Below are 14167 nucleotides of genomic sequence, written 5' to 3' on the forward strand. Positions count from 1 at the left end.
CATGAACATGCAAAACACCAGCAACAAGACTGTTGAAGACCTGATTTCGCGTTCCAACCGCCTGGGCGCGGATAAGCGGAACACCAACTTCGCCGGCGGCAACACTTCTGCCAAGGGCGCGGAGAAGGACCCGGTCACGGGCGAGGACGTCCAGCTGCTCTGGGTCAAGGGATCCGGCGGGGACCTGGGTACTTTGAAGGCAGGGAACCTTGCGGTGCTGCGCCTGGACCGGCTGAACGCCCTGAAGAATGTGTACCCGGGCGTTGAACGTGAAGATGAGATGGTGGCCGCTTTTGATTACTGCCTGCACGGCAAGGGCGGCGCCGCCCCGTCGATCGATACCGCGATGCATGGCCTGGTGGACGCCGCGCACGTGGACCACCTGCACCCGGATTCCGGGATCGCCATTGCCACCGCGGTGGACGGCGAGGCCCTGACCACGAAGATCTTCGGCAACAAGGTGGTGTGGGTTCCGTGGCGCCGTCCCGGGTTCCAGCTGGGCCTGGACATCGCCGCGATCAAGGACGCCAACCCGCAGGCCATCGGCACCATCCTGGGCGGCCACGGCATCACCGCCTGGGGCGCCACGAGTGAAGAAGCCGAACAGAACTCGCTGTGGATCATCGAACAGGCCGAGAAGTACATCAAGGACAACGGCAAGGCTGAACCCTTCGGTCCCAAACTCCCGGGCTACGGTGCCCTGCCCGAAGCCGAACGGAAAGCCAAGGCCGCCGCGCTGGCACCGGTGATCCGCGGCCTGGCGTCCACTGACAAGCCGCAGCTGGGGCACTTCAGCGATGACGCCGTCGTCCTTGACTTCCTGGCCGCGCAAGAGCACCCACGCCTGGGTGCGCTGGGTACGTCCTGCCCGGACCACTTCCTGCGCACCAAGGTCAAGCCGCTGATCCTGGACCTCCCCGCGGACGCCTCGGTCGAGGATTCCATCGCCCGGCTGCAGGAGCTCCACACCGCCTACCGCGAGGACTACCAGGCCTACTACGACCGCCACGCCACCCCGGAGAGCCCGGCGTTGCGCGGTGCGGACCCGGCCATCGTCCTGGTCCCGGGCGTGGGCATGTTCTCGTACGGCGCGAACAAGCAGACCGCCCGGGTCGCCGGTGAGTTCTACATCAACGCCATCAACGTCATGCGCGGTGCCGAAGCGATCTCCACGTACGCCCCGATCGAGGAATCAGAGAAGTTCCGGATCGAGTACTGGTCGCTGGAGGAAGCCAAGCTGGCACGCCTGCCCAAGCCCAAGTCCCACGCCACCCGCATCGCACTGGTCACGGGTGCGGCGTCGGGCATCGGCAAGGCCATCGCCACCCGCCTCGCCGCGGAAGGCGCCTGCGTGGTCATCGCAGACCTGAACCTGGAGAACGCCCAGGCTGTCGCCGAGGAGCTCGGCGGCCCGGATGTCGCCATCGGCGTCCAGGCCGACGTGACCGACGAGGCCCAGGTCTTGGCAGCGATCGACGCCGCGGTGCTGGCCTTCGGCGGGTTGGACCTTGTGGTCAACAACGCCGGCCTGTCGATTTCCAAGCCGCTGCTGGAAACCACCGAGAAGGACTGGGACCTGCAGCACAACGTCATGGCCAAGGGCTCGTTCCTGGTGGCCAAGGCCGCGGCGAAGGTCATGATCGCCCAGGACATGGGCGGGGACGTCATCTACATCTCCTCGAAGAACTCCGTGTTCGCAGGCCCGAACAACATCGCCTACTCCGCCACCAAGGCAGACCAGGCCCACCAGGTGCGGCTCCTCGCGGCCGAACTGGGCGAGTACGGCATCCGCGTCAACGGCATCAACCCCGACGGCGTGGTCCGCGGCTCGGGCATCTTCGCCGGCGGCTGGGGCGCCAAGCGCGCCGCGGTCTACGGCGTGGACGAGCAGGAACTGGGCAAGTACTACGCCCAGCGCACCCTGCTCAAGCGCGAAGTCCTGCCCGAGCACGTGGCCAACGCCGCCGCCGTCCTCACCAGCGCCGAGCTGTCCCACACCACCGGACTCCACATCCCCGTGGACGCCGGAGTGGCAGCAGCCTTCCTCCGATGAGCACATCGTTTGGCGATGTCGACGGCGGCGGTACTTCCGCCCGCGGCGTCTTCGCCGCCGTCGATATTGGCGCTTCCTCCGGCCGGGTCATCCTGGGCCGGATCAAGGACGACGCCGGTCATCCCGGGAGCGCGCGGAGCGTTGAGCTGGAAGTGGTACACCGGTTCCCCAACGGTGTGGTGGAGATGGACGGCGGCCTCCGCTGGGATTTTGAGGCCCTGTTCGCTGAGGTACTGGCGGGCCTCTCGGCGGCCGCCACCGTGGCAGCCGTGCAGGACGAAACGATCACGAGCATCGGGATCGACACCTGGGCGGTGGACTACGGCCTGGTCAACAAGGCTGGGGAACTCATCGCCCAGCCGTACAGTTACCGCGATGACCGCAGCCGGGCCGCCGTCGCACCCGTGCACCGGAAACTGGACCCGGCCCGGCTCTACGGGACCACGGGACTGCAGTTCCTGCAGTTCAACACCCTCTACCAACTCGCCAGCGAGAAGAACCTGGACGGTCTGCAGGCACTCCTGATCCCGGACCTGATCGCCTACTTCCTCACAGGTCAGCGCCGCACTGAGGCGACCAACGCCTCCACCACCGGCCTGTTCGACGCCGTCGCGGGGGAGTGGGCCACGGAGTTCCTCACCGCCCTGGGCCTGCCCCGGAAGCTGTTCCCGCCGCTGGTCCAACCGGGCGAAACCGTCGGCACACTGATGCCCGGGATCGCCTCACAGATCGGCCTGCCGGCCGGCACCAAGGTGGTGGCCGTCGGCTCGCACGACACCGCCTCCGCCGTCGCCGCCGTGCCCGCCCAGGAGGAGAACTTCGCCTACATCTCCTCCGGCACCTGGTCGCTGGTGGGGCTGGAACTGAAGCACCCGGTCCTCACTGAGGCCAGCCGGGAAGCGAACTTCACGAACGAACGCGGCGTGGACGGCACCATCCGCTACCTCCGGAACATGGGCGGGCTCTGGCTGCTCAGCGAATGCCAGCGGACCTGGGCCGCAGAAGGATTCACCCCGGACCTCCCGGCGCTGCTCACGGCCGCGGCGGCACTGCCCCCGGGCGGGCCGCAGATCAATCCGGACGACTCCTACTTCATCGCCCCGGACAACATGCCCGAACGCATCCGCGCAGCGGTCCGCCGCATCGGGGACATCCTCCCCGACGACCCCGCGGCCATCACCCGCTGCATCATGGACAGCCTCGCCATCGGCTACGCACGCACCATCCGAGACGCCGAGCGCCTCGCCGACCGCACCGTGGACGTGGTCCACGTGGTGGGCGGCGGCTCCCAGAACCGGCTGCTCTGCCAGCTCACGGCCGACGCCACGGGCAAGCCCGTGATCGCCGGACCCGTCGAAGCCACCGCCCTCGGCAACGTCCTGGTCCAGGCCAGGGCAGCCGGGCAGGTCACTGGTGGGCTGAGGGAACTGCGCAGTTTGGTGAGTGGTTCGCATGCGCTGCAGACGTTCAGCCCGGAACTCTCGAGGCTTTAGGACCGGTCCGCGACACTGACGCGAACGTACACTTGGGCCTTCCGGGCCGGGGCGTCAAGTGTACGTTCGCGCGCAGGGCGTGGCGCCCGTTTGCGCGTTCCCGCAGGACGCTGGAGCGGCGGCGGGAAATCGCTTGCCCAAACCCCTGTTTTCGTGTGATTTATTCCCCTAGGATCTAATCCCGTGCGTACAGAACATACCCTCGCCTACGATTCCCCGGCTGCGAACTGGCTCGAGGCCCTGCCACTGGGAAACGGGCGTCTCGGAGCAATGGTGTTCGGCGGCAGGGCGCTCCCGGAAGGGGCAGCCGGCGGGGCGCGGGAGCATCTCTTCCAGCTGAACGACGGGTCCGCCTGGTCCGGATCGCCGCACAGCCAGGACCTCCAACCACACTTCAGCCGCGAACGGGCCGACCGTATCCTTGCCGAAACCCGGCGGCTGATCCAGGAGGGCGATTTCACCTCTGCCCACGAAACACTGAAAGAACTGCAGCACCGCCATGCGCAGTCCTACTTGCCGTTCGCGGACCTTTTCCTCACCATTGCCCTCTCCGGCGATCAAGGCAGCCCGGCTGCAGCGAACCAGGCCGGCTACAGCCGATCCCTTGACCTGGCCCGCGCCGTCAACTCCACCCGCTACGAAGTGGATGGCCGCAACGTCAGCGTGGAGGCCTTTGCCTCCCACGACCCGTCCGTGCTGGTGATTATGGTGGAAACAGAGGCACCGCAGGGCCTGGACCTGACCCTGCGCCTGGACTCACAGCTTCGCATCCTCCGGCGGACCGGGGCACCCACGGCGGGGCCGTCGTCGACAGGCCTTGAACTGAAGCTTCCCAGCGATGTCCCACCCTCGCACGACGGCGGCGCCGTGGAGTATTCCGACGACGATTCCCTGAGCCTCCAGGGCACGGTAGTGGCGGCTTGGGAGCATAACGGCACCGAAGCAGCAACGGACGACGGCGGCCTGGCCGCCATGGGGGCACGCCGCGCCGTCCTGTATGTCACCACGGAGACTACATTCCGCGGGCTGGGCCGGCAGCCCGAGGGTACAGCGGCAGAGGCGGCGCACGCTGCCCACAAGACCCTCGCCACTGCCATGGCTGCGGGGCCGGAGGCGCTGCTTGCCCACCACGAAAACAGCCACGCGGAGCTCTACGATGCCTGCAGCGTCACCATCAATGGACCGGCTTGGGCGGGCGTCAACACCGCCCAACGCCTGGCCGCAGCCAACACCCACCCTGAAGGGCCCCTCGCCGCGGACCCCGCGCTGGCGGCGCTGCTCTTCAACTACGGGCGCTACCTGCTGATTTCCAGTTCGCGAACCGGGGCGGCGGGAGCACGCGGCGGAACGGCCTGGCGCGGGACGCCGGCCAACCTGCAGGGCATCTGGAACCACCAGCTGCAGGCCCCGTGGAGCTCCAATTTCACCACCAACATCAACCTGCAGATGAATTACTGGGGAGCCGAACCCACAGGTCTCGCTCCGTGCGCCGAGCCCCTGTTCGCACTCATCGAGGCGCTGCAGGAGACCGGCGCGGCCACCGCCAGGGAGTACTATGGCGCCCGCGGCTGGGCGGTGCACCACAATTCGGATATCTGGGGTTACAGCAAGCCCGTGGGCCATGGCTCGCACTCGCCGGAATGGTCGTTCTGGCCGATGGCCGGGCTGTGGCTGGTCCGACACCTGTGGGAGCACCTGCGTTTTGGCGCACCCGACAGCACAAGGCTCGACTCCGCAAAAGCCGACACCGCTGCCGGAGAACGCTTCGCCCGGGACACTGCCTGGCCCGCCATCCGGGGCGCAGCCGAATTCGCGCTGGATCTGCTGCTGGAGTTCCCGGACGGTACCTTGGGCACCAGCCCCTCCACTTCGCCGGAAAACAGTTTCACGGCACCGGGCCCGGACGGTAGCAATGCTCGGGCGGCGGCCGCGGAATCGTCCACCATGGACCTGACGCTGATCCGTGACGTGTTCCTCATGCTGGGCTCCCTCGCCGAGGACCTGGGAGTTGAAGCGGACCCGGTACTGGCCGAGGCCAAAGCTGCCCTGTCGCGCCTTCCGGAGCCTGTACCCGGCCGTGGCGGCAGGCTCCGCGAGTGGCTGGCCGACCCGGAAGAGTGGGAGCCGGAACACCGCCACGTCAGTCACCTGTACCTGGCTTACCCCGGGGACACGCCCCTGACGCCGGCCCTCGAAGCCGCTGTGGGTACCAGCCTGGACGGCCGCGGCGACGAATCCACCGGTTGGTCGCTTACCTGGAAAATCCTGCTCCGGGCCCGCCTCCGCCAGCCGGACAAAGTCAGTGACCTCCTCAGGCTGTACTTCCGGGACATGGCAACGGACCGCGGCGACCAAAGCGGCGGACTGTACCCCAACCTGTTCGGGGCGCACCCGCCATTCCAGATCGACGGCAACCTCGGCTTTGTGGGCGGCCTGGCAGAATGCCTCGTCCAGAGCCACCGCACCTCGAACGGTATGCCGGAAATCGAGCTGCTGCCGGCGCTGCCCCGGGAACTGCCCGACGGCGCCGCGCACCGCCTCCGCGCACGCCCGGGTGTGGAGGTGGACCTGGAGTGGCACGACGGCCTACTGACCGGCGCAGCATTGACCTCGCCGACGGCAAGAGACGTCCTGGTGCGCCATCGTGGGACTGCCCGCGAGCTTCATCTGGAGCCGCATCAGGCAACAGTTCTGAACCTCGCGTTCTTTATCCCCGCGGGAGAGCCCGCATGACATACGATTCCCAAAAGTTCCAGCCAAACCAGATCTGACAGGACCTTCAGCATGCCCCTTTTCGACCTCCCCCTTGCCCAGCTCCGCGGCTACACCTCCGAGGTCACGCCGCCGTCCGATTTCCAGGAGTTCTGGGACGCCACCATCGATGATGCCAGGACCTTCCCGCTCAACGCCTCCTTCGAGCCAGTGGAGAACTACCTGACGGTCATCGACACCTTTGATGTGACCTTCGCCGGATACGCTGGCGCTCCCATCAAAGGCTGGCTGCATCTCCCGGCGAACCGTCCGGCCGGAAGCCAGCTTCCCGTCGTCGTGCAGTACATCGGTTACTCGGGCGGCCGCGGCCTGGTCAACCAGGACACCAAGTGGGCGCAGGCCGGATACGCGCACTTCATCATGGACACCCGGGGCCAGGGCTACGGCGGGACGCTGGGGGAGACGGCGGATCCGCACCCCTCCGCGGGCGAGGTGGCGCACGCCGGCCTGATGACCAGGGGAGCGGGCAGCCGCGAGGACTACTACTACCGCCGCGTCTACGTTGATGCCTTCCGGGCCGTGGAAGCTGCCCAGTCCCATCCGGAGGTGGACTCCACGAGGGTGGTCCTGGCCGGCGTCAGCCAGGGCGGTGGCATTGTGGTGGCCGTCGCCGGGCTCGTGGCAGGACGACTCGACGGCGTCATCGCCGCGTTGCCCGACGTCCCGTTCCTGCAGGACTTCCCGCGCGCCATCGACATCACGCCCCGTGGGCCCTACCCGGAGATCGCTGCTTTCCTGGGCAGGCACCGGGACCGGTACGAGCACATGCTCGCCGTGCTGAACTACTTCGACGGCGTCAACCTGGCCCGTTCAGCCACCGCCCCGGCACTCTACTCGGCCGCGCAGATGGATGACATATGCCCGCCCTCGACAGTGTTTGCCAGCTTCAACGCCTACGGCTCGGGCACGGCTGACTCCTCGGGCACCGGGGCGGTCAAGGACATCGAGGTTTACCGGTTCAACAACCACGAAGGCGGTCAGGAGTACCACTGGATTAAGCAGCTGCAGTTCCTGCGGAAGCTCGCGGGTTGAGCCGATGTAAGCGGTAAATACTGAGCTTGTTCGCGGATCCTGACCCTCACGGTTCGGATCCGCGAACAGGCTGAGGAGCCCTGTATTACGGCACGATTTTGCGGCGGCCACCGGGTGCGGTTATGGTCTTGGCTATGACTAACCGTTGGTATGCGTATTTTTCGTTGGCTCTGGAGGGGCCCGCGTCTAACTGACACGCATCCAACTTTCCTTCAGAGCCAGCAGGGCAGAGATGATTCTCTGCCCTTCGCCATTTCCCGGCGGGCTCTGATCTGGGTCCGCCTTCCTTTCCCGGAACAGGACCCACCATGAGCACCGCAACAGCCGCCACATCCACAGAGCCCTCACCACGCGCCGCCGCGCAGGCAGGCACGCCGGCCGCAAAAACCACGTCGAACTTGCGCGTCAGCGAGTTCACGGCCCTGCCCACGCCCCAGGAGCTCATCGCCGAGCTGCCACTGGACGCCCGGGTGACTGACGTCGTCGAACGCGGACGCGATGAAGTCCGGGCCATCATGGACGGCGTGGACGACCGCCTCCTGGTGATCGTGGGCCCTTGCTCCATCCACGACCCCAAGGCCGGCCTGGAGTACGCCCGCCGGCTGGTCAGCCAGGCCGAGAAGCACAAGGAAGACCTGCTGATCGTTATGCGGACCTACTTCGAGAAGCCCCGGACCACCGTGGGCTGGAAGGGCCTCATCAACGATCCGCGCCTGGACGGCAGCCATGACATGGTGACCGGGCTCCGGACGGCCCGCCAGTTCCTGCAGCAGGTCACCGCCCTTGGACTCCCCACGGCCACGGAGTTCCTGGAACCCATCAGTCCGCAGTACATGGCGGACCTGATCTCCTGGGGCGCGATCGGGGCACGGACCACGGAAAGCCAGATCCACCGCCAGCTGGCCTCGGGCCTTTCCATGCCGATCGGCTTCAAGAACGGGACCGACGGTGATCTGCAGGTTGCCATCGACGCCTGCGGAGCTGCCGCGGCGGCGCAGGCTTTCCTGGGCATCGACGGCGACGGCCGGGCAGCACTGGTGGCCACCGCCGGGAACCCGGACACCCACGTCATCCTCCGAGGCGGTCGCAAGGGGCCCAACTACTCGGCGGCCGACGTCGAAAGCGCTTCCGACAAGCTGGCCGGCAAGGGGCTGAACCCACGACTGATCGTGGATGCCAGCCACGCCAACAGCGGCAAGAGCCACCACCGCCAAGCCGAAGTTGCACTGGAGATCGGCGCGCAGCTGGAGGATGGCGGACCCTCTGCCGACGCCATCGCCGGCGTTATGCTGGAGAGCTTCCTCGTGGGCGGTGCGCAGAACCTTGACGTCACCGAACACGCCGCCGGACGCTCGGAACTGGTGTACGGCCAGAGTGTCACGGACGCCTGCATGGAATGGGACGTCTCCGTGTCGGTGCTGGACCAGCTCGCCTCGTCGGCACGCAAGCGCCGTACCGGGAAATGATTACCCCCAGTGACTTTCACAATAGCCCCATGAACCTCTAGAGTATCTAGCACATGGTTGGTGGATGGCTCAGCATCGGCACACCGCAATGGCATAAACCTGGGGTCACTGTTGTCCATCCGTCAGCAAAGGAATAAGGGAAATGTCCGCAGAACAGAACTTCTCAAACGCGAAGTTCCTGACCGTGGCCGAAGTGGCCGAGGTCATGCGCGTCTCCAAAATGACCGTGTACCGGCTGGTCCACTCAGGTGAAATGCCCGCAGTGCGCTTCGGCCGTTCCTACCGGGTCCCGGAAAGCGCCGTTGAACAGTATCTTAAAGGCGCCGTTGTGGACGGCCACTCCGAGACCGCCTGAGCGGCCCTGTCAGTGGGTGCCCCGGATAAGCGGTACCCTGTTAAGGAACGTTTTACGTCATTGTAAGAATCTGTCGGTTGTTTCAGTCTGTAGCTCTGTCCACGGACCTTTCCATCAGACAGGTACTGCATCTAGTTTGTGAGGAACTTTCGTGGGTTCAGTTATTAAGAAGCGTCGCAAGCGTATGGCCAAGAAGAAGCACCGCAAGTTGCTTCGCAAGACGCGCCACCAGCGCCGCAATAAGAAGTAGAGATACTTCGAACTGCGTGAAATGCCCGTTGCCTTCCCGGCAGCGGGCATTTTGTTTTGCCCCCACCCAACTAGGTAGCAGCAGATGTCGTTTTGAGGGCCCATAACGACATCTGCTGCTACCTAGATGCGGGGGCCGCGGATGCGGGAGAAGCCGCGCCAGAGGCCGTACACGACGCCGCCGGCTGTGGCGGCTTTAAGGCCCAGGGTGGCGGCGCGGCGGCCGGAGCGGAAGTCATACACCGGCCAGTTATTGTCCCGGGCATGGCGGCGGAGCCTGGCGTCCGGGTTGATGGCGACGGGGTGTCCCACGAGGGTCAGCAGCGGTATGTCGTTGTAGGAGTCGCTGTAGGCCCAGCAGCGCCTGAGGTCCAGTCCCTCGGCGTCAGCAATGCCCTGGACGGCCACAGCCTTCGCAGAGCCGTGCAGGATGTCGCCCACAAGGCGTCCGGTGTACATCCCGTCCGCTACCTCACCGACGGTGCCCAGCGCACCGGTCAGCCCGAGTCGTGTGGCGATGACCGTTGCCACCTCGATGGGGGTGGCCGTGACCAGCCAAACCCGCCGGCCAACCCGCAGGTGCTGTTGGGCCAAGGCTTTTGCTCCCGGCCAGATCCTGGAGGCGATCATCTCGTCATAGACTTCTTCGCCGAGAGCCTTCACGTCCTCAACAGTGATTCCGGCGGCGAGGTTGAGGGCGGAGTCGCGGACCGCATGGACGTCATCCATGTTCTCGCCGCGCGTCACAAACTTGAACTGCTTCCACGCGAATCCGGCGGCCTGGACCAAGGTGAACGCTCCGCGCTGGTGCATCTTGCGTGCCACGTGAAAAAGGCTGGCGCCCTTCATGAGGGTGTTATCGACGTCGAAGAACGCCGCCTCGCCGGTCTGCGGTACCGCAGCCGGCTGTGTGAGAACTGCGACGTACTTCTCCTCGGGCATGTCCCCGAGTCTAGTCAATGCGTGCGGCCCCTCCTGCCGCGTGGCCGTGCGCCGCGCTGTCCGCCACTAAAGGGGGATACGGTTAAACCATGCCAAAACCGCAGGTTGTCCTGATCACCAAAGCCGACTGTCACCTGTGCGCGGACGCGCGCGACGCCGTCGGGCGGGTAACAGCCTCCTTGGGGCTTGAGTGGGCGGAACAGCCCGTGGACCAACTGCCCGAGTTGCGTGACCGCTATGCCGAGGAAATCCCCGTAGTGCTGGTGGACGGCATCCAGCGTGATTTCTGGAAGATCGACGAAGCCCGGCTGGAGCGCGTCCTGCGGCGCGCCATGGCGGAGTAGGGCTGGTCCGGGCCATGGTTCAGGCTTTGTTGGCAGCAAGCGCAGGGCTCTAGAGTGGAGTCACAACGCGACGCAAGGGAGGGGATAGTGACTTCGCTGGATTCATCTCCCCAGTCTGTCCAAGACGAGTCGGTTGCGCCGGGCGTACAGGACGACAAAACCGCTGCCAAGCAGATTCCGCCGGCGGCCGTGGCCAGGCTGACACTGTACCTTCGGGCGCTTAATACCTTGCTGGCCGAAGGCGTGGAGCGCGTATCCTCGGAGTCGCTGGCGGAATTGTCCGGCGTCAGTTCCGCCACGTTGCGCAAGGACCTCTCGCATGTGGGCTCCTATGGCACGCGGGGCGTCGGCTACGAAGTCCAGTACCTCAGCCGCCACATCGCTGCAGCCCTCGGGCTGACCCACGACTGGAAAGTGGCTATCGTCGGCGCCGGTAACCTGGGCAAGGCGCTCGCCAGGTACGGCGGCTTTGAGTCCCGGGGCTTCGACGTCGTAGCCATCTTTGATGCCGACCAGATGGTGGTGGGCAATGAGGTGGGCTGGCTGCGGGTCAGCGACGTTGCAGACCTCGAAACCGTGCTGCAGCGGACGGGCGCCAACATGGTGGTTCTGGCCTTGCCCGCCGCAGTGGCGCAGGACGTGTGTGACCGCGTCGTCGCCGCCGGCGTCCATAGCATCCTGAGTTTTGCGCCTGTGATGCTCCAGGTGCCCGACACCGTAAACCTCCGCAAGGTGGACATGGCCACCGAACTCCAGATCCTGGCCTACCACGCGCAGCGGGCGCAGACCCCGGGCCAGACCGCCTAGCAATCCTGCGGCTCCGGGATCCACGCCCGCTGGGTGTGGTTTCTATTGTTGGTCAGCGCCGGCATGTCTTCCGGTTGACCGTAAGGCTAGCGGCCGTAGGGGTTTCCCGGCTGGCCGTAGGGGTTGGCGAACGGCTGCTGCTTGCGGAAGTACGGAGCCGCTGCCGGCAGGTACAGCAGGACGATGGCTGCGATGCCCATCAGCGTTCCCAGTGTTCCGATGTTCGGCACCTGGAAGAGCCCAAAGATGGACAGTGCCGCGAATACGGTTCCGAGGATCCGGGCCCAGTTCTTGCCCTTGCGGATGAAGATAGCCACCAATGCGTAGAGCGCGGCTCCGATGATGGCGAAGACCACCAGTGTGCCGGCAATAACGCCCTTGATGTCCTCGTAGGGGATCTCGCCGCCGGCGCCGCCACTTTGCATGGCATCTTCGAAGGTGCTTCGCATCAGCGGGTCATCCAGCTGGCCAACGCCGATCAGCATGCTAATGACGTAAATAACGCCCGAGGCGATCAGGAGCCAGAAGGAAATGTTGACCAGCTGGGGGACTCCGTTGCTGCTCGTAGCCGCCGGCTGTTCGGACGGGTACTGTGCGTACGGAGACTGCCCGTACTGCTGGCCAAATGGCTGCTGGCCGTAGGCCGGGGCCTGCGGCGGGTTCTGACCATACGCCGGCGGGTTCTGGCCGTACTGGGGTGCCGGTGTGCCCGTTTCGCCATACTGTGGGGTGTTTTGGCCGTACTGGGGTGCCGGTGTGCCCGTTTCGCCATACTGTGGGGTGTTTTGGCCGTACTGCGGAGCGTTCTGTCCGTACTGCGGGGCAGGGGGCGTGGGCTGGCCAAACTGCGGTGCGTTCTCGCCGTAGCGCGGAGTGGGGGGCTGGCCGCCGGATTCGGGCTCGTTGGGAGGCTGGACTGGGGGAGTACTCATGAGCGGTCCTTTGCAGGTCGAAGTGCGGATCGGCTGCCGGGATCGGTGCACTGGCCCTACCCCCAGCAAGGCTTACTTCCACCGTACCCCCGGGCGGCTCCGTAGCGGGTCATTCCGGAGAGGTATTCCGGCTTCATTCCGCCTTAGTCGGTGAGAGCGCGAAGCGCTGGGAAAGCCGCAGCCTGGCGGGTACGCCGGCTGCGGCCTTCGGTAAACAACTTAACCGGCAGGTCAGGCGCGGCCCTTGACTGCGGTGAACCATGCCTGCGAGTTGGGCAGCCACATCAGAACGGTTGCCCCGGCGCTGATCAGGAAGCCGAGCCAGTTGTTGCCGATCCCATCGCCCACGCTGCCGCCAATGATGGCGAGGACCAGCGAGACACCGGCCACGATGGTGAGGGCCAGCCGGGCCCACTCCCGGCCTTCTTTCATCTTCAGGGCGAGGATAATTTGGGCGACACCGATGGCCAGTGCCACCAGGACCAGGAGGAGGACCACCATGGCCGCCGCGGGGGCAACCGTGAACAGTGCCAGCGCCCCGAAGAGTCCCAGGAGGCCGCCCAACACGCCCAAAATGCCGCCGATGAGCCAGATCCAGTAGGACACCTTGAGTTCGGTGGGCAGCCCTGTGACGTTGAACATGCCGGAGAACCCGCCCGTGGGCAGCACATCGTTGAAGTTTCGGGGGCCGTCCGTCGGCATCTCGAAGTGGAAGCCACCCTGCTGGCCCGGCTGGCTGTGGGGCTGGCCGGGTTGAGCGGGCTGCTGGTAGGCCTGGCCCGGGGCCTGGTATCCCTGTGGTGGTGGCTGGTAACCCTGCGGCGGCTGGTAACCGGCGGGAGGAACGTTGCTGGCAGGCGGCTGGGCGCCCGGCTGCTCAGGCTGCGGTACTTCACTAGGGTTGGTCATGGCTCTCACTGTAGACCGCAGGTTCCCTGTTATCTAGGAGATTTGCGGCGAAATCGCAGGGAACGGCAGGGGTTTTCCACAGGATTGACCTACGGGCACGAACGCCGGACACAGGGCATCTCTCACAGCCGCGGCACTCCGGTATGCCGGTTTAAACGCCACCGCCCGGCAGCTGGACCACTCAGTGGATCCGGCGGCCGGGCGGCAGCAGGCAGAATTAGGCAGCGGGCGCGATGAACGCGAGCTCCAGGTTGATGGCAACCTTGTCGCTGACCAGCACGCCGCCGGCTTCCAGCACGGCGTTCCAGGTCAGGCCGAAGTCCTTGCGGCTGATGGTGGTCTCGGCGGAGACGCCGGCGCGGGTGTTACCGAACGGGTCCACGGCCACGCCGTTGAACTCGGTTTCCAGGGCCACCGGGCGGGTGACGCCCTTGATGGTCAGGTCGCCGGTCAGCTCGTAGGTGTTGCCCTTGGCCACCAGGCCGTTGGAAACGAAGGAGATTTCCGGGAACTTCTCCACGTCGAAGAAGTCCTCGCCGCGGACGTGGCCGTCGCGGTTTACGTCGCCGGAGTCGAAGCTGGCCGTCTTGATGGTGGCGCTGATCTTGGAGTCCGCCACGTTCTCAGCCAGGTCCAAGGTTGCTGCGGCATCCTTGAACTGGCCGCGGACCTTGCTGATGCCTGCGTGCCGGACAGTGAAGCCGATTTCGCTGTGTGAGTTGTCCAGGGTCCAGGTGCCGGTGGTGACGTCTGCGGGAAGTGACATGGTGTTTCTCCTTGGGAGTGTCGGGTAGTACTGGGAATGGTTGACGC

Annotated in this window: 13 protein-coding genes; 9 read left to right on the top strand and 4 right to left on the bottom strand. The window is 65.8% G+C overall.

The window, feature by feature from the left end:
* Position 1: 1 nt before the first annotated feature.
* From V9L18_RS04910 to V9L18_RS04940, 7 genes are all read left to right on the top strand, one after another.
* Positions 2-2053, top strand: a complete 2052-nt coding sequence (locus V9L18_RS04910) for a bifunctional aldolase/short-chain dehydrogenase (RefSeq protein ID WP_337346051.1) — start codon at positions 2-4, stop codon at positions 2051-2053.
* On the top strand, positions 2050-3546 hold the full coding sequence (locus V9L18_RS04915; protein WP_337346052.1) for a rhamnulokinase: 1497 nt from the start codon (positions 2050-2052) through the stop codon (positions 3544-3546). The genes V9L18_RS04910 and V9L18_RS04915 overlap by 4 nt, the downstream gene beginning before the upstream one ends.
* Before the next feature lie 183 nt (positions 3547-3729).
* Positions 3730-6279 (top strand): glycoside hydrolase family 95 protein, encoded by a 2550-nt coding sequence (locus V9L18_RS04920; protein ID WP_337346053.1) that lies wholly within the window; start codon positions 3730-3732, stop codon positions 6277-6279.
* Between the two features lie 51 nt (positions 6280-6330).
* A complete protein-coding gene (locus V9L18_RS04925) occupies positions 6331-7350 on the top strand; it encodes an acetylxylan esterase (protein WP_337346054.1) in 1020 nt (339 codons plus the stop codon).
* 308 nt (positions 7351-7658) lie between these two features.
* Complete coding sequence (locus V9L18_RS04930) at positions 7659-8816, top strand: 3-deoxy-7-phosphoheptulonate synthase (protein WP_337346055.1); 1158 nt, start codon at positions 7659-7661, stop codon at positions 8814-8816.
* A 142-nt stretch (positions 8817-8958) separates the two neighbouring features.
* The gene (locus V9L18_RS04935) at positions 8959-9171 is read left to right on the top strand and encodes a helix-turn-helix domain-containing protein (protein WP_058931377.1); all 213 of its coding nucleotides are present in this window, start codon (positions 8959-8961) and stop codon (positions 9169-9171) included.
* A gap of 151 nt (positions 9172-9322) precedes the next feature.
* Positions 9323-9421, top strand: coding sequence for a 30S ribosomal protein bS22 (locus tag V9L18_RS04940; protein ID WP_003792170.1), 99 nt, complete (start codon positions 9323-9325; stop codon positions 9419-9421).
* Positions 9422-9543: 122 nt separating this feature from the next.
* Here the strand turns inward: V9L18_RS04940 and V9L18_RS04945 are convergent, their stop codons facing one another.
* Positions 9544-10362 (bottom strand): HAD family hydrolase, encoded by an 819-nt coding sequence (locus V9L18_RS04945; RefSeq protein WP_337346056.1) that lies wholly within the window; start codon positions 10360-10362, stop codon positions 9544-9546.
* Between the two features lie 89 nt (positions 10363-10451).
* Between V9L18_RS04945 and V9L18_RS04950 the strand changes: the two genes are divergently transcribed.
* Positions 10452-10706: a glutaredoxin family protein gene (locus V9L18_RS04950; protein WP_337346057.1), complete on the top strand. Its 255-nt coding sequence runs from the start codon at positions 10452-10454 to the stop codon at positions 10704-10706.
* An 87-nt stretch (positions 10707-10793) separates the two neighbouring features.
* The gene (locus tag V9L18_RS04955; RefSeq protein WP_337346058.1) at positions 10794-11513 is read left to right on the top strand and encodes a redox-sensing transcriptional repressor Rex; all 720 of its coding nucleotides are present in this window, start codon (positions 10794-10796) and stop codon (positions 11511-11513) included.
* A gap of 86 nt (positions 11514-11599) precedes the next feature.
* Here the strand turns inward: V9L18_RS04955 and V9L18_RS04960 are convergent, their stop codons facing one another.
* The 3 genes from V9L18_RS04960 to V9L18_RS04970 all read right to left on the bottom strand — a co-directional run bounded on the left by V9L18_RS04960 (position 11600) and on the right by V9L18_RS04970 (position 14120).
* On the bottom strand, positions 11600-12445 hold the full coding sequence (locus V9L18_RS04960) for a Yip1 family protein (protein ID WP_337346059.1): 846 nt from the start codon (positions 12443-12445) through the stop codon (positions 11600-11602).
* Between the two features lie 231 nt (positions 12446-12676).
* On the bottom strand, positions 12677-13354 hold the full coding sequence (locus V9L18_RS04965) for a hypothetical protein (RefSeq protein WP_337346060.1): 678 nt from the start codon (positions 13352-13354) through the stop codon (positions 12677-12679).
* 217 nt (positions 13355-13571) lie between these two features.
* On the bottom strand, positions 13572-14120 hold the full coding sequence (locus V9L18_RS04970; RefSeq protein WP_337346061.1) for a YceI family protein: 549 nt from the start codon (positions 14118-14120) through the stop codon (positions 13572-13574).
* Positions 14121-14167: the final 47 nt, after the last annotated feature.

The organism is Pseudarthrobacter sp. CCNWLW217 (assembly GCF_037203985.1).
GTDB lineage: Bacteria > Actinomycetota > Actinomycetes > Actinomycetales > Micrococcaceae > Arthrobacter.